This window comes from Ignavibacteriales bacterium (assembly GCA_026390575.1).
Lineage (GTDB): Bacteria > Bacteroidota > Ignavibacteria > UBA10030 > UBA10030 > Fen-1298.
The window spans coordinates 295,412-316,798 of the sequence record JAPLFR010000016.1; the positions used below are offsets into that span (position 1 = coordinate 295,412).

21 protein-coding genes are annotated in these 21,387 nt (G+C 43.6%); 6 read left to right on the forward strand and 15 right to left on the reverse strand.

Translation table 11 applies throughout. The annotated features are described in order from the left end of the window. Positions 1–179 precede the first annotated feature (179 nt). Entirely contained in the window at positions 180–1,292 is a 1,113-nt protein-coding gene (locus tag NTX44_14170) for an NAD(P)/FAD-dependent oxidoreductase (GenBank protein MCX6122753.1), read from the reverse strand. Positions 1,293–1,416: 124 nt separating this feature from the next. Between NTX44_14170 and NTX44_14175 the strand changes: the two genes are divergently transcribed. Both NTX44_14175 and NTX44_14180 read left to right on the forward strand, forming a co-directional pair. Beyond that, a complete protein-coding gene (locus NTX44_14175; GenBank protein ID MCX6122754.1) occupies positions 1,417–1,899 on the forward strand; it encodes a DinB family protein in 483 nt (160 codons plus the stop codon). Further along, positions 1,896–3,137 carry an MFS transporter gene (locus NTX44_14180; GenBank protein ID MCX6122755.1) on the forward strand — a complete coding sequence of 414 codons (1,242 nt, stop codon included), beginning with the start codon at positions 1,896–1,898 and terminating at the stop codon, positions 3,135–3,137. The genes NTX44_14175 and NTX44_14180 overlap by 4 nt, the downstream gene beginning before the upstream one ends. Before the next feature lie 73 nt (positions 3,138–3,210). On the opposite strand, the gene NTX44_14185 is transcribed toward NTX44_14180, so the two are convergent. The 4 genes from NTX44_14185 to NTX44_14200 are packed head-to-tail and all read right to left on the reverse strand — an operon-like array spanning position 3,211 to position 6,871. Next, the gene (locus NTX44_14185) at positions 3,211–4,491 is read right to left on the reverse strand and encodes a TRAP transporter large permease (GenBank protein ID MCX6122756.1); all 1,281 of its coding nucleotides are present in this window, start codon (positions 4,489–4,491) and stop codon (positions 3,211–3,213) included. Beyond that, complete coding sequence (locus NTX44_14190; GenBank protein MCX6122757.1) at positions 4,488–4,985, reverse strand: TRAP transporter small permease; 498 nt, start codon at positions 4,983–4,985, stop codon at positions 4,488–4,490. The genes NTX44_14185 and NTX44_14190 overlap by 4 nt, the downstream gene beginning before the upstream one ends. Further along, positions 4,982–5,983 (reverse strand): TRAP transporter substrate-binding protein DctP, encoded by a 1,002-nt coding sequence (gene dctP, locus NTX44_14195; GenBank protein ID MCX6122758.1) that lies wholly within the window; start codon positions 5,981–5,983, stop codon positions 4,982–4,984. Before dctP ends, NTX44_14190 begins: the two co-directional genes overlap by 4 nt. A gap of 30 nt (positions 5,984–6,013) precedes the next feature. Further along, the gene (locus tag NTX44_14200) at positions 6,014–6,871 is read right to left on the reverse strand and encodes a TRAP transporter TatT component family protein (protein ID MCX6122759.1); all 858 of its coding nucleotides are present in this window, start codon (positions 6,869–6,871) and stop codon (positions 6,014–6,016) included. Positions 6,872–7,128: 257 nt separating this feature from the next. Here NTX44_14200 and pgi point away from each other — a divergent pair, with 257 nt between their 5' ends. The 3 genes from pgi to NTX44_14215 all read left to right on the forward strand — a co-directional run bounded on the left by pgi (position 7,129) and on the right by NTX44_14215 (position 11,126). Beyond that, positions 7,129–8,775, forward strand: a complete 1,647-nt coding sequence (gene pgi, locus NTX44_14205; GenBank protein MCX6122760.1) for a glucose-6-phosphate isomerase — start codon at positions 7,129–7,131, stop codon at positions 8,773–8,775. A gap of 153 nt (positions 8,776–8,928) precedes the next feature. After that, positions 8,929–9,642 (forward strand): response regulator transcription factor, encoded by a 714-nt coding sequence (locus NTX44_14210; GenBank protein ID MCX6122761.1) that lies wholly within the window; start codon positions 8,929–8,931, stop codon positions 9,640–9,642. Next, entirely contained in the window at positions 9,639–11,126 is a 1,488-nt protein-coding gene (locus NTX44_14215; GenBank protein MCX6122762.1) for an ATP-binding protein, read from the forward strand. Before NTX44_14210 ends, NTX44_14215 begins: the two co-directional genes overlap by 4 nt. Before the next feature lie 369 nt (positions 11,127–11,495). Here the strand turns inward: NTX44_14215 and NTX44_14220 are convergent, their stop codons facing one another. From NTX44_14220 to NTX44_14230, 3 genes are all read right to left on the reverse strand, one after another. Continuing rightward, positions 11,496–12,662 (reverse strand): response regulator, encoded by a 1,167-nt coding sequence (locus NTX44_14220; protein MCX6122763.1) that lies wholly within the window; start codon positions 12,660–12,662, stop codon positions 11,496–11,498. Between the two features lie 62 nt (positions 12,663–12,724). After that, positions 12,725–13,099, reverse strand: a complete 375-nt coding sequence (locus tag NTX44_14225; GenBank protein ID MCX6122764.1) for a response regulator — start codon at positions 13,097–13,099, stop codon at positions 12,725–12,727. Positions 13,100–13,154: 55 nt separating this feature from the next. Then, positions 13,155–14,303, reverse strand: a complete 1,149-nt coding sequence (locus NTX44_14230) for a response regulator (protein ID MCX6122765.1) — start codon at positions 14,301–14,303, stop codon at positions 13,155–13,157. 246 nt (positions 14,304–14,549) lie between these two features. Here NTX44_14230 and NTX44_14235 point away from each other — a divergent pair, with 246 nt between their 5' ends. Beyond that, positions 14,550–14,702: a hypothetical protein gene (locus tag NTX44_14235; protein MCX6122766.1), complete on the forward strand. Its 153-nt coding sequence runs from the start codon at positions 14,550–14,552 to the stop codon at positions 14,700–14,702. Between the two features lie 218 nt (positions 14,703–14,920). Here the strand turns inward: NTX44_14235 and NTX44_14240 are convergent, their stop codons facing one another. From NTX44_14240 to grpE, 7 genes are all read right to left on the reverse strand, one after another. Next, entirely contained in the window at positions 14,921–17,035 is a 2,115-nt protein-coding gene (locus NTX44_14240; GenBank protein MCX6122767.1) for a T9SS type A sorting domain-containing protein, read from the reverse strand. 108 nt (positions 17,036–17,143) lie between these two features. Beyond that, positions 17,144–17,623 carry a pantetheine-phosphate adenylyltransferase gene (coaD, locus tag NTX44_14245; protein MCX6122768.1) on the reverse strand — a complete coding sequence of 160 codons (480 nt, stop codon included), beginning with the start codon at positions 17,621–17,623 and terminating at the stop codon, positions 17,144–17,146. A 1-nt stretch (position 17,624) separates the two neighbouring features. After that, positions 17,625–18,194 carry a 16S rRNA (guanine(966)-N(2))-methyltransferase RsmD gene (rsmD, locus tag NTX44_14250; GenBank protein MCX6122769.1) on the reverse strand — a complete coding sequence of 190 codons (570 nt, stop codon included), beginning with the start codon at positions 18,192–18,194 and terminating at the stop codon, positions 17,625–17,627. Then, complete coding sequence (locus tag NTX44_14255; protein ID MCX6122770.1) at positions 18,191–19,111, reverse strand: hypothetical protein; 921 nt, start codon at positions 19,109–19,111, stop codon at positions 18,191–18,193. Before NTX44_14255 ends, rsmD begins: the two co-directional genes overlap by 4 nt. 26 nt (positions 19,112–19,137) lie before the next feature. After that, entirely contained in the window at positions 19,138–19,563 is a 426-nt protein-coding gene (locus tag NTX44_14260; protein MCX6122771.1) for a helix-hairpin-helix domain-containing protein, read from the reverse strand. Positions 19,564–19,569: 6 nt separating this feature from the next. Further along, positions 19,570–20,742, reverse strand: a complete 1,173-nt coding sequence (gene dnaJ, locus NTX44_14265) for a molecular chaperone DnaJ (GenBank protein MCX6122772.1) — start codon at positions 20,740–20,742, stop codon at positions 19,570–19,572. Between the two features lie 6 nt (positions 20,743–20,748). Next, entirely contained in the window at positions 20,749–21,345 is a 597-nt protein-coding gene (gene grpE, locus NTX44_14270; protein MCX6122773.1) for a nucleotide exchange factor GrpE, read from the reverse strand. Positions 21,346–21,387: the final 42 nt, after the last annotated feature.

Below are 21,387 nucleotides of genomic sequence, written 5' to 3' on the forward strand. Positions count from 1 at the left end.
CTTCTGTCGTCCTCTTTGATTCATTTCAATACGATGTATTGGACGACTTGCATAAGTAATGTAGCCAAAACATTTCTTGGCATCAAGCGTTTTGCCTACCGACTCTTTAAAAACAACAGCGCCTGACACACTACCAGATGCCAGGCGCTTAGGGTAAAATCCCGAATTCTCTTCTTAATTTAAAACAGCAACTTCTCCACATACCGCGCAATTGCCGGCGATGACGTTAATCCCGGCGAATCAATTCCAATCAAGTTCACAAATCCTGAGAGACCGCGAGCCGTTTCATGAACGATGACAAAATCGCGCGGCGGTTTCCCTTTCTTCTGGAGTTTCGGACGAATACCGCTCATATCCGGCGAGATATCTTCATCAGTGATGCCTGGTAAAATTCGGCGAATGGATTCGGCAAACGCATGCCGCTTGTTCTCTGCTACATAATAATCGAGCGTGCGGCCATCAAGATATTCTACATCGGGACCGAACTTCAACCTTCCTCCCCAATCCATGAGTGCATGTATGCCAAGCCCTTCGTTCACCGGAACGGGATACACAAGCCGTGATATAAGCTTTGCCTTGGATGGTGCTATTGCAAAGTACGACCCTTTGACATAATTCAACCGCAAATCTTCTTTATCGATATCAATGCCGATCATCTGTGCGATGAGATCGGAACCAAGTCCAGCCGCATTGATGACGATCTCACTTGTTATACTCGACCTGTTTCCTGCTTCATCCAAAACAATTTCATGTTCACTATGAACTTGCCGAATGTCAACAACGTGGCACCGATGCTGAATCGTTCCGCCATATGATTGCGTCGTATGGAAATAATAATCCATCAGATCATGTACGCTAATAACACCTGTGAGCGGCGAGAAGAGCGCACCTTCCGTTCGAATGTTCGGTTCTAACTTCAACGCTGCAGTTTTATCAAGAAGCTGTAATTCCACTCCATTCTTTGCTGCATTCTGCTGAATACCTTCAAGCTTCGCCAATTCTGTCGTCGTTGTTGCGGTGATCAGTTTTGTCAACGGTTTAAAAGCGATATCGTGCGCTTTGCAGAGAGCGTATAACTCATCCCTTCCTTCAACACATAACCGCGCTTTCAACGAGCCTAGTTCATAATATATGCCTGCGTGTATCACCTCGCTATTACGGCTTGAAGTTTCCATTCCATACTTTTCATTCTTTTCGAGAAGAAGAAGATTGGGATGTCGTTCAGAAAGGCGCGCAGCAATTGCAAGTCCAACCACACCAGCACCAATTATTGTAATTTCAAAATCTGCCATAGGTTTATTTTATCTCGGAATCATTAGGATGTTTTCTAAAAACACTATTAAAATACTAAATCGTTGTTCAAAGGACACTCAAAATCTTGACAGACTCCTTTTTGCTCCGTATGTTACAAATACTATGAAATCAAACAAAGAAATATATCTCTTGCTTCAACTCATCGGTGAGGCATACGAGAAGCGCGCGTGGCAAGGAACAAATCTACGCGGCTCTCTTCGCGGATTATCCGCACAAGAGGCGGCATGGCGTCCGGGATCAGACCGGCACAACATATGGGAGATTGTGCTTCATGCGGCTTATTGGAAATACATCGTCAGGCGGCGCATACTTGGAGAGAAGAAAGGCTCATTTCCATTAAAAGGAAGTAATTGGATTAAACGCCCGCTTGTCATGAGCGAGAATGCGTGGCGTGAAGACCTCCGTTTACTTGATGAAATGCATTGCTCGATGTACGAAGCGATCGCTCTGCTCAAGCCATCCGATCTCAATCGAAAACCTGCCGGCAGTAAATTCACAAATGCATCCATTATTTCCGGAATTGCCTGCCATGATGTGTACCATACCGCACAAATTCAATTGCTTAAACGATTGATGAAACAATGAATGGAAACGCACCTTCCCGAAAACCCATCTGGCGAAAAACCTTCGCCGCGTTGAAACATAGGAATTACCGTTTCTGGTTCTGGGGTCAAATGGTATCGTTGTTCGGCACGTGGATGCAGACAACTGCCCAGGGATTTCTTATTTATCAAGTGACGCATTCTTCGGCATATCTTGGGTATGTGGGATTTGCTTATGGAGTACCATCGTGGTTTTTTATGCTCTATGGCGGCGTTGTTGCAGACCGCGTCTCAAGACGCAAGCTCCTCATCATAACGCAATCTATTATGATGATCCTTGCATTTGTCCTTTCAGCACTTGTGTTCACAGACACTGTCCGAGCATGGCATATTCTCGTGCTGGCATTTGGTTTGGGATTGGCCAACGCTTTCGATGCACCGGCGCGCCAGGCGTTTGTCTCAGAATTAGTGGATCGTGAAGACTTAACAAATGCTGTTGCGCTCAACGCAACGATGTTTAACACTGCTCTTGTTATTGGCCCGGCACTTGCCGGCATCATTTATGCCGCTTTTGGACCTGGGTGGTGTTTTGCTGTCAACGGCATCTCATTTATTGCCGTCATTATTGCATTGACATCGATGCATTTGCTGCCACCAGCAGAAACTTCGCAACACAGTTCCACGCTCTCGGCATTAAAAGAAGGGATTAATTATGTACGTCATCAACCGACCATTCTTGCGCTCATTGGGTTGGTTGCAACGACAAGTATATTCGGAATGTCTCTAGGAACATTGCTCCCTGCATGGTCGGTAAAAATACTCCATGGTAACGCGGCGACAAACGGCCTTCTCTTTTCTGCCCGCGGTGTTGGTTCTCTTTTTGGAGCATTGACGATAGCTACGCTTGGAAGATCTCATATTCGTGGTAAATTTATTACGTTCGGCTCCCTCTGCTTTCCTGTCTTTATTATTTTCTTTGCATTAACATATTGGCTGCCGCTCTCGCTGCTCTTCATGGTCTTTGTGGGCATAGCAATGATATTTGTTGTTAATTTTTCTAATGCCACCATACAAACGATTGTGCCCGACTCACTGAGAGGACGTGTTATGGGTGTGTACACAACGGTGTTTATGGGATCGATGCCGCTTGGTGCACTTCTGCTCGGAACCATTGCTGAACATGCTGGTGAAGCAGAAGCGGCTCTCTTGGGCGCAGGAGTGGCCTTTTTTATTGCATGCCTCGTTTGGTTTTTGATACCAAAGGTTCGAGCGATAGAATAAATAAGTATAAAAAAGGGTGAAGCATCTATTTTCTTCTGCTCCACCCTTCAATCAACATCTTCAAATGTGTTGTCTATTGTGTCCCCATCAGTCGTACCAGCCAAAGACTCAAGTCAGGCCAGTAGGTAATCATCATCAATGCGCCAAGCTCGAGAACGATAAAAACAAGAATCGACTTAACGACATGAAGCATAGGCTTCTTAAATCTCAAGCTCGACATAAAGAGATTCAATCCCACAGGCGGCGTCAGGTACCCGATTTCTAAATTCGTGAGAAAGATGATACCGAGATGAACCGGATCGACATTGAACGCGCGCGCAATCGGGAGAATGAGCGGTACCACGACAAATGTTGCAGAGAAAATATCCAGCATCATTCCAACAATAATAAGAAACCCGTTGAGAATGAGAAGGAATGTTACTTGACTTGAAATTTGAGTCTGCACTAACTCAAACAAACGCTGCGGTACTTGTTGATCGATCAGATAATTTGTCAGTCCCAGCGCTACACCGAGGATTGAAATAATCGCGCCCACCAGCAGCATCGATTCTTTCATCACACGGGGCAAATCGCTGAACATTTTCAGGTCGCGATAGATGAACACCTCAACGATGAACACATAGAACGCGGTGATGGCAGATGATTCTGTGGCAGTGACAAATCCGCCATAAATACCAATGACAATAATGAACGGCAATGGGATTTCCCATGCTACTTCTTTGAGTGCCTTACCAACATTTGACCAGACGAATGGAATGCGCGGCACTTTTGCCTGGGCACCTTTGCGCACACTATATGCACCGAGCATTAAAATCAATATAATACCGGGAATGATGCCCGCTATAAATAGCTTATCGATGCTTACTTCTGCAACCATGCCGTACACTATGATCGGCAAGCTCGGGGGGAACAATAATCCGATACTGCCTGAAGCCGTTACAAGACCAAGTGAAAATTGTTCGGGATAATGTTCTCTTATCAACATCGGATAGAGCAATCCGCCGAGCGCAACAATCGTAACGCCGGATGCACCGGTGAAAGCAGTGAAGAACGCGCATGTAAGTAAGACTACAATTGCCAAACCGCCGGGGATCCAGCCAAACAACGCTTGTGCAAGATTCACCAAACGTTTTGGTGCGTTACTTTCGGCGAGCATATAGCCTGCAAACGTAAAGAGCGGAATTGCTACTAACGGCGGCATATCGGTAAGGCGATAGAGTTCGATAATCACTGCCGATGTATCAATGCCGGAACCATAGAACAAGTATAAAGCCAATGCACCAAAAATTGTAAAAAGCGGGGCACCGCAAAGCGCTACGAGAACAATAATTGCGACAATCAACCAGATACTCATACCGCCGATCCTTTCTGCAGTGCTTTACCTGCATCAAGAATCGCGCGGACAATGAAATGGAATGCCAACAAACCGTATCCCACAGGAATAATAATTTGTGCATACCATGATGGTATTCCGCTGAAAATTGTATTATTGTTGGTAATTTCAAATTTGATAAATGTCAACGACGCCCGAAACAAGAGGAAACAAACGACGGCCGCAAATACATCGGACAGTGCTGCCACTGCTCCTTTCAACCGCGTGGGAAGGTATCGAGTAAGAATATCAATATTGATATGACGCTCACCGCTCGTGGCGAGCGCTGCTCCAAGAAATCCTATCCACAACACGAGATGGCGGAGTAAAACGTCCCCCCACACAAAACCGCCGGAGGAAATGTTTCGCAGTAATACTTGTCCGAATGCCATAAACAGCATGACAAGAAGGAGAAATATAAGAACCGCACCTTCAATTTTGTTGAAGATGGAATCGATTGTCTTGAGTGTCTTCATTTTTTCTTTGTACTCTTTCTAAAATCTTCTGTAGCTTTCTCAACACGCTTCATAAAATCCTCGTCGTACATCTTACCGACAAGCATCCGGCGTGCACGGATCCCTGCTTCGACAAAACTCTGGATTTCTTTATCATCGGTTTTTGTAAACGTGATACCGCGTTTCTGCAATTCCGTCAAAGACTTCTTGTTATCTAACCGACCCGCTTCAGTCAGTTTCTTCATATAAATACTGCCGTTACGCAGAAGAATCTCCTGCAAATCTTTCGGCATCGTATCAAAATATTTTTTTGAGAGAAGCACAGCGCCGGCTGAACATGTCAATGGAAAATCTACCATATACTTTGCCTGTGTGTACCATTGAAGAGCAATAGCGGCATAAGGCGTTGTGTAGAACGCATTGATAAGTCCTGTTTGCAGTGACGTGCGAACGTTGTCAAACGAAAGAGGAATCGGTTTTAGATCCAACGCATGAAACGCTGTCTCCGCAACCGGGTCGCCGTCCCACACCCACATTTTTATATGTTTTATATCGTCCGGCTTATTGATCGCCGAGTTACTAAAGACATACACAAATCCGACTTCTGCCCAACCGAGCAGTATGTATCCATTCGCTTCAAAAGCTTGTTCCATTTCAAAGTTGAACATCTGATAAAGGTTATCTGCTTCTTCGCTGCTGCGAATGAGAAAAGGCGTGTCGAGTATTCGCACCTTTGGCACTATTTCACCCATGCCGACACCGGTGAAACCTGCTGCATGCAATTGACCAACACCAATTTTGCGAATGACTGTTTTCTCATCCCCCTGAACGCCGCTCGGATACATTCGAAATTTTATACGCCCGCCGCTTTCTTTTTGGACAGCAGCGTCTAATTCTTTCATGACATTCATCCAAGTACTGCCTTCCGGGGCAATGGAGGCGAATTTAATAGTGTACTGCTGGGAGTAACAATTAGAAAAGTAAGAAGTAAAAAGTAAAAGATAAATTAACCGTTTCATTATTTAGTGTTCCTTCGAGTAATTTTTTGATTAAAACAATTCACTTTCCTGTGCTAATAATTTTCGTGCTTTCTGCTTTGCGACAACATTCGCAAGTCGAATTTCAGGTACATCATCTATCGAAGCATCTTCAACCTGTTTCAGTAACGATTCAAACAACGGCTGGTCTTGTGTTGATACAGCGTACGTTCTAGCGTAATACAATTGTGTCATGAGAAACTTGCCGCCGTTGATCGTGAGAGCTTTCTTAAAGTATTCTTTTGCTTTATCGGGATTTCCGCCAAGCGACCGGGGTGTGGTACCTTCGATAACACCAAGGAATAAATATGCTCCGCCGTGATAGAAGGATGGATTTTTTTCCGCCACAAATTCAATGAGAGCTTGCACCTTGCTCAAATCGGCAAGGCCCGCAACATCCGTGCGTGTGATATTGACATAACTGCCCCAGCTAAATGCCGTCCAGAAAATTGCAGGTACATCATCTTTGTCGAAAGTTTTTACCGCCTCACGGAATGCCGTAATATCTCCATCCATTGCCTCCTTGAACCTCTTGTTTTTCACCAGAATACGCATCCCGTACTCTTTTGCGCGCAAATAAAAAACGCGGGCACGTTCCACACTATCATCCTCGCAAAAAGCAAGTGCATAGGAATTATATCCCTGTGCAGCAAATAAAAGAAATCGTTCATTCTCCGGATCGCTCTTGATCATTGCCTCGATCAGTTTGAGATTACTTCCGAGCGATTCGTGTGCAAGTTGCAGGTCAGATTCCTCGTTGAACGATGCAAATCCATTATCGAGAATACCGCCCATCGAATATAACGCAATGGTCTGGATGCAGCCTTCAAACAGAAATGCAGTCGCGATAAACAAAAATATTCGTTTCATATCATTGTCCTTGGTAAAAAATACAGAAAAATATAGGAAAAAATGTGTGTGATTCAAAGATGAGAGTATGAAGAGTTTTTCATATAGCCAAATTCCCTAAGAATTCTTTTTTCATACCATATCACAGGCCACCCTTCCTATTTTGTATGTAATTGATAAATGAAGGGAATTGGGATAGTCTTTACGATGAAGATGACTTATATTTATTGTGTTCCTATTAAAAATAGATCTAATTATTGAGAAAAGAAAAAACGACTATGAGTAAAAGCCCGATAGAACAGATATCCTCATTAACATCCAAGCCGGCTTGGAAGGCATTAGAAGCTCATTATATAAAAGTGCAGCCCATGCATTTACGGCAGTTGTTTGCTGATGATCCTCATCGAGGGGAGAAGTATACGGCTAAAGGGGCAGGATTGTATCTTGATTACTCCAAGAATCGAATTACTGATGAAACGATCCCTTTGCTGATTCAGCTTGCGGAAGCATGCGGCCTGCGCAGGCGCATCGATGCCATGTTTAGCGGTGAGAATATTAATACGACCGAGCACCGGGCGGTGCTGCATACAGCATTACGTGCACCGAAGGGAACAAAGATCGTGGTGGATGGTGCGAACGTAGTGACTGAAGTACATGCAGTACTCGAACGAATGGAAGTGTTCGCGGAAAAAGTTCGCAATGGCGAATGGTTGGGATATACTCGCAAACCAATTCGCAATATTGTCAACATCGGTATTGGGGGGTCTGACTTAGGTCCCGTGACGGCGTATGAAGCATTACGATTTTATAGTCAGCGGAATATGATGTTCCGTTTTATCTCCAATGTGGATGGTACCGACTTCGCGGAAGCGACGCGTGATCTCAATCCTGAAGAGACGTTGTTCATTATTTGTTCGAAGACATTTACGACGCTCGAGACGTTAGCGAACGCCAACAATGCACGCACATGGTGTCTGAAAGCCCTCGGCGATGAGAAAGCAGTGCGCAACCATTTTGTTGCCATTTCGACCAACGCCAAAGAGGTGGCAGCATTCGGAATCGATACCGCGAATATGTTTGGGTTCTGGGATTGGGTAGGCGGACGTTATTCGATGGATTCGGCAATCGGACTTTCGACGATGATAGCAATAGGACCGGAAGGTTTTCGTGCTTTGCTTCATGGATTCTATGCAATGGATGAACACTTTAGAACGGCGCAGTTCGAGAAGAACCTGCCAGTACTGATGGGACTTTTAACAGTATGGTATACGAATTTCTTTGACGTCGAGACAACTGCTGTCCTTCCGTACGATCAATACCTTAAACGATTTCCTGCATATCTCCAGCAATTGACAATGGAAAGCAATGGTAAACATGTGACTCTTGATGGTATGAATGTCGATTACCAAACAAGTCCGATATATTGGGGCGAACCAGGTACTAATGGACAACATTCATTTTACCAGCTTATCCACCAGGGAACGAAATTAGTGCCGTGCGATTTTATCGGTTTCTGCCGAACCCTGAACGCTGGTGGAAGCCAGCATGCGATGCTTATGGCAAATTTCTTTGCACAAACAGAAGCACTTGCCTTCGGGAAAACTGAAGAGGAAGTAAAAGCAGACGGAACACCAGCGTGGTTAGCCCCTCACCGTGTGTTTGAAGGAAACAGGCCGACTAATACGATTCTGGCAGAACAACTGACGCCCGAAGTGCTTGGTGCATTGATTGCCCTCTACGAACATAGCGTTTATACTCAGGGGATTATCTGGAATATTGATCCATTTGACCAGTGGGGAGTTGAACTTGGGAAGGTGCTGGCGAAACGCATGATACCAGAACTTGAAACCACGGATGAACCTGTGCTGAAGCACGACAGCTCCACGAATACACTTATACGAAAATACAGGAAGTCCAATTCATAGTACCATGGAGGGGGAAATACCTTAGCTCTATTCTTTAGCTCAAGTTATTGTCCCCCATCACCTTTTTTCTTTCTGCATTTGACACTTTTCCGATAAACGAGTAACTTCTCCCTGCAAGAAATATTCAACAACCTCACCAAGAACAGGATCGTTATGCGCATCCTCGTAATTGAAGACGAACTAAAAGTCGCCCGTTTTCTCAAAAAGGGTTTGGAAGCTGAAGGATATGAAGTTGAAACTGCCGCTGATGGAAAATCCGGCGAGAAGTTAGCCCGCACAGAAGCATACGATCTCATCCTGCTTGATGTCCTCTTGCCAAAAAAGGACGGTTTTGAGATATTGCGCGACCTCCGCAAAGATGAAATCCGGATTCCGATACTCATGCTGACTGCGCGAAGCACGACGGAAGACATCGTTGGCGGATTAGACCATGGCGCCGACGATTACCTGACAAAACCGTTCGCCTTCACTGAATTGCTGGCACGCATCCGATCTCTCATGCGTCGCGGAACAGTGAAGACAAAACTCAAATATATCGATTTGACATTGGACACAATCGCACATAAAGCCAGCCGCGCCGGTAAACAGATCGAACTCACTGCCCGTGAATACGCTTTGATAGAATATTTTATGCGCAATCGCGGTAAATTGATTTCACGGCAAGAACTGGCAAAGGAAATCTGGGGATATAATTTTGACCCGGGAACAAACGTTGTTGATGTCTATGTGAATCACCTCCGAAATAAAATAGATGCTGATTCCACAATAAAACTCATGCAGACAGAACGCGGCAAAGGGTACTACCTTTCGGACAAGAAGATTATATTCAAGCCCGCCAAAGGAACGGTGTCGGGCAAGTTCGCATGACAATTCTTCACTCCATTCGTACCAAGCTTTCGTTGTGGTATGCTGCAATCCTGTGCGTAACACTCATAGGTTCAGGTGCAATCGCTTATGTCGTATCGCGGTCAACACTCTTAGACAATCTCGATGGGTCGCTGAAGAATGAAGTAACGTGGGTGAATGCGTTTATCGAACCAAAAGCAAAAAAAGTAAAACTAAAACGTGCCGCACTCCAAGAACTGCGGGAACTCAAGCGCACAGCCGCACAGCAGGAAGAACAGCCGGAAGTAATTGATACAAGCGCCGGCAAACGGACGGAAATAGATGAGATGTGGAGTCAAATTTACCAACACACGCTTCTCAGTCCGCGCCGGCATTATATTCAGATTCTTGACCGTAATGGTGATTTGCTTTACAGGTCGCAAAGTTTGCGCGGCCACACAATCAGCTACAGCGAAATCCCATATCAATGGATCAATGTCGTCAGCACAAAGGGTCCGGATGACCAAGGAATTCGCCTTGCATTAACTCAAAACGACTATGTGAAAATTTTTGTCGCCTACCCGCTGGAGCCTATATATGAAATCACAGATAATGTTTTCTACAACTTTCTCTTCATTACACCGTTAGCGTTATTGATCTCTATCATTGGCGGATGGTTTCTGGCGCATAAATCGCTCAAACCCGTTGATGAATTGACGAGGACCGCCAAAGAAATTACTGCGCAAAATCTTAGCCGCCGACTTCCAACCCACCGCGTCAATGACGAGCTTGGCAGGTTGACAGAACAATTCAATGATATGATCAGCCGGCTCCAGGCATCGTTCACACAAATCCAGCAATTTTCTGCCGACGCGTCGCATGAATTACGCACGCCGCTCACGATTATGCGCGGCGAAATAGAAGTAGCTCTTCGCAACCAACGATTATCGAAAGATTCACGCGAATTGCTCAAAAGCATCAACGATGAACTTATCCGGCTTTCTTCTATTGTAGAAAGTCTGATGATTCTTGTGAAATCTGATACAGGCAGATTGGTATTCAATATGCAGCCAATAGCTCTCGACGAGTTCATCGAACAACTTTTTGAAGAGACGAAAGTACTTGCAGAATCAAAGAAAATAAAAGTGCAATTAGAACACACACAGCCAATCCAAATCAATGGTGATGCTGTACGCTTGAAGCAGCTCTTCCTCAATCTTATCGACAACGCCTTAAAGTACACGCCGCCGCGCGGACAGGTTACATTGACACTGGCGAAAAAAGAAGGCGACGCCGTGTTGTCTGTAAAGGATAACGGCATTGGCATTCCACGCAAAGATCAAACCAAAATTTTTGAACGATTCTATCGTGTGGACAGAAGTGAGGATACCACGGAAGATGCAGGCGGAAGCGGGCTCGGTCTTTCCATTGCCAAATGGATTACTGAAGCACATAATGGCTCAATCGAATTGAAAAGCAGAGAAGGCAAGGGGAGTACATTTACCGTGCGGTTTCCGATTTTGTAGAGTCCAGTCACCGACTGGACATTTTCTATTGCCTTCATGTTGTCCGATCTGATGATCGGACTCTACGGATACCGAAGCGCACCATAGCTCAATAGAATTGAAAACCAGAGAAAGCAAAAGCAACGCGTTTATTGTGCGGCTGCCGATTCTGTAGAGTCCAGTCACTGACTGGACATTTTTTATTGCCTTCATGTTGTCCGATTTGATGATCGCCTGCCTGCCGCAGGCAGGGACTCTACGCGTACTGAAAAACACAACGGTACAATCGAAGAAATAAGTAGAGGAGACAAGGATAATACGTTTACCGTACGGTTGCCGTTATATAACCTTTGAACCGATGTGCATTTGCATTCTGCTAGGTACCGTTGCTTACGCCAGAGGCAGCGTTATTTTTATTTGGATGCGATTATTTTCACTTGCACTCACCTGGAACGAACCTCCTTGAGCTTCTATGATTCTCCGAGAGATTGTAAGATTTAAAGTGCTTGCCGTTAAGGTGTTATTGATGTTTTTCCATTCGGTTTCTTTTTCGGTCATACCTACCAAAAGCTCTTCAGGAGTTATCGAACGATTTGAGTACTCGATCGTGCAAATCGCACATTCAGATGGCTCTCCAAGTAAACCGATCTGAGATTTCGCGAGGGTTACACTAAGGAGATCATTTTGTTTTGAAGTATTTATGCCGATCTCAAAAATACTGTTCACAACTTGCTCAACACGTTCAGCATCACATTGTACATGAGGGAGTTGCGAATCGTTCAATAGCTTAAACACAATTTTCTTTTCCAGAATACATGATTCATAACGATCGGCTATCCGTTTTACTAACAGACCAAGATCCGTCTCTGTTTGACGGAGAAGAAAAAATCCGTCTGTACGATCGTATTCTTTTACGTTTTCTTTATCTTTGAGTGCACAATCTGCGCATTTATGAGAGCGGTTGCATACTGCAAAATCATTGACTTTTGTGCTTTCTCTCAAGGTATGAGCAATTTGATCGTTCAGTTCGAGTGCATGGGAGAGCAGTGCCCTGTCTTTTTCCGATAACACAGATTTCATAGATCCTAGTGTATGGTTCATTATAAATTGAATACTTCGAAGTGATCCTAATACGTCAAACAATATGGTGGATTGCCATAAATTTCTGAGAGCTAAGAATCGATGTTCAGAATCACGCACGCGGAGCAATGACTTAATTCGTGATACCAACTCTGTGAGGTCAATGGGTTTTAATAAATAGTCCTTCGCTCCCTTTTCTATACACTCTGTAGCCATAGAATAATCGTCAAGGGCAGTCATCATTACAACGTCCGTATAGGGATGTTTTGATGTAATAAATTCCAGCACTTGTATTCCATTCATGAGCGGCATATTGATATCGAGAAGCACGATATCATAATTTTTTTGTTCGATACGAGTCAATGCCTCTTCACCATTCGCCGCTGTATCGACATCATATCCCTGTGATTTTAGTTTGTATTGACTGGACCGTGCAATCGCTTCCTGATCGTCAACAACAAGAATTGAAGCTTTCATTCAAACACCTCTTTCTGACAACACAATAGTATTCATATTGACATCCTGTATACTTCGGTTCATTAGGAACCTATGTATCTTTGAATAGTGTTCAGCAATTCCTCTGGATCCATTGGTTTTGTATATTGTTCTACACAACCAATCGAACGCGTTCGTGCAATATCTTCCGGACGGGCTTGAGCGGTAAATGCAATTATAGGAATTGTGTGGAACATTGGATCCCCCTTGATGACTGACACTGCCGCATAACCATCCATAACAGGCATTTGCATATCCATCAAGATTAAATCAGGGCGTTTTATTTTGATAAGATCAATTGATTCCTGACCGTTCACCGCAATCACGAGCTCGATATCGAGACGACTTCGGGAGATAACAAACTTCACTAATTCACGATTATCTTCGTCATCATCCACTAATAGAACTACTTTGCTCATTGACTAAACCTCCATGTGAGCGTTGAGTAATAAAATATTTTTTCTTTATGAAGGATCATACAAGCGATCCGATATATTCACGAATATGCTGTAATTTTTCATTGACCAATGTGTTGATCTCATCGAATTCACAGGATTTGGAAATATAACCTTCGGCACTTTTTAATTCAGAAGCACTAATTTGGTTTTCCTCAGAAGGTTCGCACAATAAAATGAATGGCACTGTTTGATTTTTTGACCGGGTCCGCCAAAAATGCAGAAACTTAAAACCGCTCAATCCACCTATCTCAGACATTGTATCACAGAGAATAATTGCTGGATTAAGTTTCTCAACTTTTTCGAGCGCCTCTTCGGCACTTGAAGCTGAAGCAACTGCAAATCCGGTTTCCTTAAATCGCGGAACGAACTCTCCTCGTAGCTTTTCATTTGGTGATACAAACAGCATTGTGCCTCGAAATTGACTTGTCACCAATTCTGTTAAGAAATGAGATTCGTATTCCAAGTATTCATTTATTGATACTTGATATATTTTCCGCAGCCACTCAAGCGTAGATGATGAACTTCGCAATAATTTTCGTTTGGCGATTACTTCTTTTACTGCTTTGCTGTACATCATCAGCTTGACTTCGCGCATTACCGACGTTTCTACTTCGGGAGGTATATTAAGAACTCGCACTAATCTTTGAAGCTCATCGGATTCGTTGTTTTTGGGCGCTCCGAATTGCCACGCCTTCTCAAGCGCTGCCCTCAATTGGCGCACCGATGCTTCAAGCTGCTGGGTCACTATTTCCTCGCGAGCAACTCGTTCAATATTGAGTGTACGGTTTAGTTCAGCAATCTGCTGACGCATCTCCATAATCGTTGATGTGAGCAGTTCTTCCTTCGATGAAACTTGAGGGGGTTCGATAAGAGAAGTCGGTGACGGGTTCACTAACAATACGGGTTTAGGCCGATTTATGACCTTTGTATCTATTACGTTGCGATCTTGCTCGGTGGTTTGTGCTTCTATATTGGCATGTCGTTTTGTATATGTCTCTTGAAAAAGCCTTAAGCGTTCTTCAAAAGCGGAGATGTACGGATTAGTAGGATCAACCTGACTAGCATTTTGTATTTCTTCACGAGCCTTGTCAAAGAGGTTATTCTTAAGATACTTATCGGAAGCAAGAAGATGATCCTTTGCGACCATCCTATTTTTATCCGGCATAGTCAATTCAATTTTCCCTCGTGACCCATTGCTTTCCTTCTTGCATGTGCTAACTCTTAACTGTTTAATACAAAAAAACGTTTCACATTATTTTCCGCGCAATACAAAAAGCCATAATTCTGCTTAAAAAGGAATCCGAAAATTGCGGAGTTTTAGTTAGGATTATTCCTATTGTGCTAATTGAGTGAATAATCAGAGATTTTCGAGTGATACTGAGGTAGAATCCAGTCAGTGATTGGACATTCTATGCATTATTATCTTCATATTGTCCGATCTGATGATCGCCCGCCTGCGGCAGGCAAGGACTCTACCAGTACTGAAGAACACAACGGTGCAATTGAAGTGAAAAGCAGAGAAGGCAAAAGCAGTACGTTTATCGTTCGGTTGCCGGTTCTGTAGAGTCCAGTCACCGACTGGACGTTTTCTATTGCCCTCATATTGTCCGATCTGATGATCGGACTCTACGGGTACTGAAGAACACAATGGTACAATTGAAGTGAAAAGCAGAGAAGACAAAAGCAGTACGTTTATCGTTCGGTTGCCGATTTTGTAGAAAGCTATTGAGCCTTTGAGCCGATGAGCAATTTGGGTTCAGTTAGAAAGTATTTGCAATTACCCTACCTCAGCAAAACAAGTTTTTTTGTTTCAGTGAACGAGCCTGTCTGCAAGCGATAGAAATACACACCGCTTGGCATTCCAGTCGCAATCCATTGCTTCGCGTATCTGCCAGCAGATAACTCTTCCGATACAACTGTTGCCACCTCTCTTCCTATTAGGTCAAATATTTTAAGTGATACAAACGATTTACATGGAAGATTGAAGGAAATAGTTGTAGATGGATTAAAAGGATTGGGATAATTTTGCAAAAGCGAATATGATTGTGGCATCAAATCTCTTTCAGAAGAAATATTTGTTGGAATTAATGTACCTTTAAATATTCTCCCCGATGTACCACCAGCATAAAGTGATCGATCTTTTAATGCAATGATGCCACGGACTGCACCACTAAACATTAGATTCCAACTTGTGCTTTGTTTATGTAAAGAATTCCCATTAACGGGTAATGTATAACATCCGCGGGAAGTTCCTGCAATGATATTACTTCCATCAAAATAAAGTGAATAGGCTCCTCCAAGGCCTAAATTGCTCCACGTCTTTCCAGTATCTTGTGAAAAATAAACACCACCTGTATCACAAGCTGCATAGAAAGTATGATCATCAACCGAAATCATTGTATTAATATACTCCCCTAAACTGGCAATTTTTTCTATTTTAGTTAGTCCATTGAAAGAGATTCGATATATATCGCCATTAAAAAAATATCCATTAGAAGACCAATTTACGCTGGCAGAATATATAACATTCTTGGCAGGAAAAATGCTTAGCCAAAATCGCATCGTATCTAAGGATTGGTCAAGAGAATTCCATGTAGAACCAAAATCAGATGAAACCATAATCCCTTTATTGGAGGTTGTGGCATAGTATTTCCCAGAGGCAGTATCAATATCAAAATCTCTAACTTGAGCAGAATAAATACTCGTATTGAAGTAATAATTCCAAAATCCTCCATCAAATGTCTGTCGCATAAATGCTGAATTATAAGGATAAATTTCACCTTGAAGGCCCACCGCAATTTGTGCGGTAGATTGATTACTTTTTTTAATCCAATGGTATCCGCGATCTGTCGATTGGAACACTCCATCGGAAGTTCCCGCAAACAGTGTAGTATCTTTATATGGTACTATATTATATACTACTACATTTGATAGTCCTGCGTTTATAGAAAACCAATTTTGACCACGATCAGGAGATAAAAATATTCCATTTTTCGTTCCAGCATACATTTTATTGCCTGGCCCAAAAATTAATTCCAATATTCTATCTTGATCTAAACCGTGAGAATTCTGCTCCCACGTGCTTCCACTATCAATTGATCTAAACAATCCAATATCTGTGCCAACATAAATATACTCACTATCGTCCACAACAATAGAAAATATCGTTGTTATATCACCTGAAATCCTGTTCCAGGTTTTGCCTGTGTCAACTGATTTATACATATATGAGCTATACATATTATCTGCTAATGAACTCCCTCCTGCGTAAAGATTACCTCTTTTACTAAACGCAACTGTATTTACTAGGGCTGTATCCAATCCACTAAGTAACCAAGTATTGCCACTATCCTTTGAAAGATAGACGCCTTTATTTGTTGCCGCAATTAAATAATTATTCGGAAGTCTGTACAACTGGCTAACGTTCTTTCCAGATAAGCCAGTATCTCTACGAACCCACGAGCTGCCATTATTACTTGAAAAATATATGCCATTAGACCCTGTGGCGACATAAATATTCCCTGAAGGTGTAACTAAAAAATCAGCAAAGCCTAAACCATTAGATTGCCCCAGAGATATATTAGTCCAGGCATTTGAATTGTTCACATTCTTCGCATTTATTCTTTTTAAGCCACCTCCCCCAGCAAAGATATTACCTAAAGTATCACACCTTAATCGTATCGAAGCTGATGTCAATGAGCCACTCCAATCAAGACCTTGATTGGTAGAAAGAAAAACCCCTAGATTATTACAACACAATACAGAATTATTATCGACACATAAGATCGAATACACAATTCCACCCGTGGGAAGAGTCACTGTCTCCCATGAATATTGCGCTTTCATCTCTTCGCAGAATAGAATTAAGATACCGATATAGAATAAACAACTTTTCATATTTTCCCCATTATTTTTTTATTCAACTCGCGCTAATTTCCATTTAAAACAACTATTAAAAATATCGATTGAGCAATCAAACAGATGTGTGATAAGATGAGATAGACTTTATCGCCTGCTTTTTTGCCGGAGAGCTTTCAGTACTACTGGCGGGACAAACTTGCTTACGTCGCCGCCCAGGCGGGCAATTTCCCGGACAAAATTCGAACTCAGGTAGGTGTACTTTTCATTCGGCATCAGAAACACGGTTTCCATCTTCTCGTCTAATTTCCGATTCATCAGCGCCATTTGCAGCTCGTACTCGAAATCCGTCATTGCGCGCAAGCCGCGAACGACCGAAATGGCATTCTGCTTCTGAACATATTCTACAAGCAATCCTTCAAAGGAATCCACTTCGACATTTTTATAACGCTTCGTCACCTGCCGGAGAAGTGTGATTCGTTCTTCTTCCGTAAAAAGCGGGTTTTTTTCTGTATTCCGCGCAATCGTGATAATGACTTTATCGAACAGTTTCAATGCGCGTTCAAGAATATCAAGGTGACCATTCGTGACAGGATCGAATGTTCCGGGATAGATGGCTATTTTCATTTCACGTCCTTGGCGATGCTGGTGGGACAATGGCTTTTAAAATGAGTACTGTCGTTTGACCGAACCCTTTTCTGAGAATTTCGTATTTCTGCTCGTCCAATTCAATCACGGATTCGCGGCTGTGTTCCATCACCACATACGTGCCGTTGCGCAAAATACCAGAATCATAAATTGCGTTCGGCAGTACACCGATGTTGTCCAATTTATACGGCGGATCGGTAAAGACAAGATCGTACACATGAGTAATATTCTTCAGATACCAAAAAACATCCGCCTGGTACACAGAACATTGCGAATCGCATCCGAGCGAAGCAACATTTTTTTCCAACACTTCCAACGATTTGCGGGCTTTGTCTATAAAGGTGACACTCTTGACGCCGCGGCTCAACGCTTCCAATCCAAGACTGCCGCTACCTGCAAATAAATCCAACACATCCAAACCGTCAAACTCGATTCGGTTCGATAGAATGTCAAAGATAGTCTGTTTCGCGCGGTCAGTCGTCGGGCGGACGGACAAATCAGGCACAGACTCAATTGAACGGCCGCGGAATTCGCCTGCAATAATTCTCATTTCGCGCGCAGCGCCAAACCGATTGCCGCAGCGAACCGGTAGCTTTCCTTCATAAATGGTTTAGATAATTTATCCGCAGCACGGATTTTTCGGAACGAATTCATCGCAAGCGTCTGTTTAATGCCAGTTGTTGAACGGAGTGACACAACAAAATCCTGGGTAATGTCGATACCGTGCAGAAGAATTGCCGCCGGCGTGTCAATGTCTTTCTGTTTCAGGTATTTCAGATATTCCATGATCGGTTTTGTCGGGTCGGAATCACCGTAATAAAGAAATGCCCTGTAGTCCGTCATCGCACCTTTGTGAATGAGACTTGCATCGACGCCGTTTTTGCGAAGCCCGAAGAGTACAATTTCATGATCAAGAATCTCTGGATAATTCGTGATGAGTGTTTTCTCCGTGCTAAACTGATCAATGTCTATGATATTCAGATTCAACTTCAATCCCGCCACGGCCTTTTGTAAGAATGCCGCTACGCCACGCCGTACCGCCACCATAAATGTTTGCTGCGCTGTTTTGTTCTCGAGCGGCAGCCCGTCTGCACCGATGATAAAATCTTTCGGCGATGCATCTGGAAAATATTGATTCATTTCCCATTGAAGATATTGAGATAAATCTTTTCCCTTCAATGCAGGATCAACAGGAATAATATTGATGAACATCGGATCAGGCGGGAGTGCAAACGAAATAATTTCTGCGGTTACCTTCTGTTGTTTGATAATACTCTTCAGCTCCGACACAAATGTTCCCAAATGCGGATGTGTAGCCGAGAGATTCGCCCCTTCCTGTGCAAAATCTATTGCAGTATCCCGTTCTGTTAATACCGTAACAGTTCGTTTCTTCCTCTTGTGTTCCACGACGGCTAATTGAATTTTTCCTTTAAGGAACGAAACGCCGATATAACTGGTTGATTTCATGTGAAGAATCTCTCGATGAGTGAGTGCTATTGAGTTGTAATCAACGATTTAAGGTTTTCTATTTTTTTCTTACTCATTCCTTTTATAGCGCGTAATTCATCAACAGTGGAAAACTTACCTCTTTCTGCGCGATAGGTGAGAATGCGCTTTGCTGTTACTTCACCAATGCCGGGCAAATCTAAAAGCTGCTGCTTTGTCGCTGCGTTGATATTAAGTTTGCCTGACACATGTTCAATTTCTTCGTTGATCGCTCCAATGGAACCTTCCTCCGGTACCGCATTCAGTGCAGCGAACGTACTGTCGGATGCACGGTAATCAAATTGCGGCGCAGATGGAAACGTTGCTTGATACAATCGAATGCCTGCGCCCGCAAGCAGTGTCACAACGAGGAACAGAATCACTTTCCGTTCTGTATTCGTCAATGCAATCCAGTCTGCGATGCGCTTTAGCATGTCCGATCAAGAAAAGACATCTTTTACTTTATCGAAAAAAGTTCGATCGCTGTTACGGCGTTCTTCCTCGCTCGGGTTGACGTGTTCACATAAAGAAAGAGCACGCAACAATTCTTTCTCTTTACCGTTAATTTTTGCCGGTACCCATACGTTCACGCGCACTAATTCATCTCCACGGCCGTAATTGTTGAGATGCGGAATGCCGCGTTCGCGCATCCGCAATAACCTGCCTGCTGGTGTTCCAGAATCAATCGCAAGTTTCGCTTTCCCCGTCAGCGTTGGAATCTCCACGTCGCCGCCCATTACTGCGGTTGGATAACTGATCCACAAATCATACACAATATCATCGCCATTACGCTTGAAGCTTTCATGCGGTTCTTCTTCAATAACAACAATTAAATCGCCTGCAGGGCCGCCCCGCCGTCCGGCATTGCCTTGGCCGGGAAGCGTAATATAATTTCCTTCCGATACGCCTGCAGGTACGGTAACTTTGATAGTCGATTCGCCTTGCACCCGTCCTTCGCCAGAACAGGTGAGGCATGGATCCTTCACAATGCGTCCTTCACCTTCGCAATTCGGACATGTGGTAATATTCACAAACTGACCGAACATCGAGCGCGACACCTGCCGTAATTCGCCGCTGCCACCGCATTGCGGACACGTTGTTTTTCCGTTGGATGTTTTTGCGCCGCTGCCGTTGCAAATATCGCATTTTTTTTGCCGCTTCACTTTGAGTTTCTTCTCGACACTGCCGGCAATTTCTTCAAGTGTCAACGAAAGCCGTACACGCAAGTCAGAACCCGGCTGTCCATGCTGTGCAGAAGAGCGCCTCCGCGGCCTCTGACCACCGCCGAATACTTCATCGAAAATCGAGCCGCCAAAACCACCGGTAAAAATATCGCCAAAGGTACTAAAAATATCGTTGATGTCGTTAAAGTCTCGGTAGTTGGTGCCGCGCAATCCCTCATGTCCATACTGGTCATACCGTTGTTTCTTCTCCGGATCACCAAGTACTTCGTATGCCTCTGCAGCTTCCTTAAATTTTTCTTCCGACTCTTTATTTCCAGCGTTGCGGTCTGGATGAAACTTCATTGCCATTTGGCGATATGCTTTTTTGATTTCATCTTGTGAAGCATTTCGGCCAACACCCAGGACTTCATAAAAATCTCTTTTCGCCATACCTGCTTAGTCCCTCGAAATGCTGGTGGATGATTCCGATTGTGGTGCTTCATTCTGCTCTTCTGGCGGAACGGAAGACACAACCACTTTTGCGTGGCGAATAACTTTATCGTTCAGCATATATCCTTTTTCAATTTCTTCGATCACTGTATGCGGCGGCAGGTCTTTTCTCGGGATTTGCATCAGCGCATCGTGATATTCGACGCTGAATTCTTTTCCCACCGTCTCGAACGCCTTCACACCTCGCCCCTCCAGCACTTTCACTAATTTCAGATAAATCAATTCGACACCTTTTACTAAGGCATCAGACTCTTTGATTTCTTTGCTGTGCTTGAGCGAACGCTCAAAGTCATCCAGCACCGGAAGCAAATCATCAATCAGAGATTCCGTTGCAAACCTGACAATGTTTGCCGTTTCATTTTCGATACGCCGTTTGTAGTTGTCAAACTCAGCGGCCTTTCGCAACAGCATATCTTTGTATTGATCTACCTGCTTCTGCAGTTCTTCTATCTGAACATTCGATGCCGCATCTTTTGTTAATTCAGCTTGTGGTGGTGTTTCCGGTTTTTGTTCTTTTTCAGTTCCATGTATCTTCTTTTCCAAATCGCTTTTTCCATTTCTTATCTAATGAATTTATCCGCATGG

Excerpts from the sequence above, each read along its gene's own strand:
- NTX44_14235 (MCX6122766.1), top strand. The coding sequence starts at position 14,550 with ATGCATTATTATCTTCATATTGTCCGATCTGATGATCGCCCGCCTGCG.
- NTX44_14170 (MCX6122753.1), bottom strand. The coding sequence starts at position 1,292 with ATGGCAGATTTTGAAATTACAATAATTGGTGCTGGTGTGGTTGGACTT.
- NTX44_14190 (MCX6122757.1), bottom strand. The coding sequence starts at position 4,985 with ATGAAGACACTCAAGACAATCGATTCCATCTTCAACAAAATTGAAGGT.
- pgi (MCX6122760.1), top strand. The coding sequence starts at position 7,129 with ATGAGTAAAAGCCCGATAGAACAGATATCCTCATTAACATCCAAGCCG.
- NTX44_14175 (MCX6122754.1), top strand. The coding sequence starts at position 1,417 with ATGAAATCAAACAAAGAAATATATCTCTTGCTTCAACTCATCGGTGAG.
- NTX44_14210 (MCX6122761.1), top strand. The coding sequence starts at position 8,929 with ATGCGCATCCTCGTAATTGAAGACGAACTAAAAGTCGCCCGTTTTCTC.
- dnaJ (MCX6122772.1), bottom strand. The coding sequence starts at position 20,742 with ATGGCGAAAAGAGATTTTTATGAAGTCCTGGGTGTTGGCCGAAATGCT.
- coaD (MCX6122768.1), bottom strand. The coding sequence starts at position 17,623 with ATGAAAATAGCCATCTATCCCGGAACATTCGATCCTGTCACGAATGGT.
- NTX44_14240 (MCX6122767.1), bottom strand. The coding sequence starts at position 17,035 with ATGAAAAGTTGTTTATTCTATATCGGTATCTTAATTCTATTCTGCGAA.
- NTX44_14260 (MCX6122771.1), bottom strand. The coding sequence starts at position 19,563 with ATGCTAAAGCGCATCGCAGACTGGATTGCATTGACGAATACAGAACGG.
- NTX44_14185 (MCX6122756.1), bottom strand. The coding sequence starts at position 4,491 with ATGAGTATCTGGTTGATTGTCGCAATTATTGTTCTCGTAGCGCTTTGC.
- dctP (MCX6122758.1), bottom strand. The coding sequence starts at position 5,983 with ATGAAACGGTTAATTTATCTTTTACTTTTTACTTCTTACTTTTCTAAT.
- NTX44_14180 (MCX6122755.1), top strand. The coding sequence starts at position 1,896 with ATGAATGGAAACGCACCTTCCCGAAAACCCATCTGGCGAAAAACCTTC.
- NTX44_14215 (MCX6122762.1), top strand. The coding sequence starts at position 9,639 with ATGACAATTCTTCACTCCATTCGTACCAAGCTTTCGTTGTGGTATGCT.
- NTX44_14225 (MCX6122764.1), bottom strand. The coding sequence starts at position 13,099 with ATGAGCAAAGTAGTTCTATTAGTGGATGATGACGAAGATAATCGTGAA.
- NTX44_14230 (MCX6122765.1), bottom strand. The coding sequence starts at position 14,303 with ATGCCGGATAAAAATAGGATGGTCGCAAAGGATCATCTTCTTGCTTCC.
- NTX44_14200 (MCX6122759.1), bottom strand. The coding sequence starts at position 6,871 with ATGAAACGAATATTTTTGTTTATCGCGACTGCATTTCTGTTTGAAGGC.
- NTX44_14255 (MCX6122770.1), bottom strand. The coding sequence starts at position 19,111 with ATGAAATCAACCAGTTATATCGGCGTTTCGTTCCTTAAAGGAAAAATT.
- NTX44_14220 (MCX6122763.1), bottom strand. The coding sequence starts at position 12,662 with ATGAAAGCTTCAATTCTTGTTGTTGACGATCAGGAAGCGATTGCACGG.
- rsmD (MCX6122769.1), bottom strand. The coding sequence starts at position 18,194 with ATGAGAATTATTGCAGGCGAATTCCGCGGCCGTTCAATTGAGTCTGTG.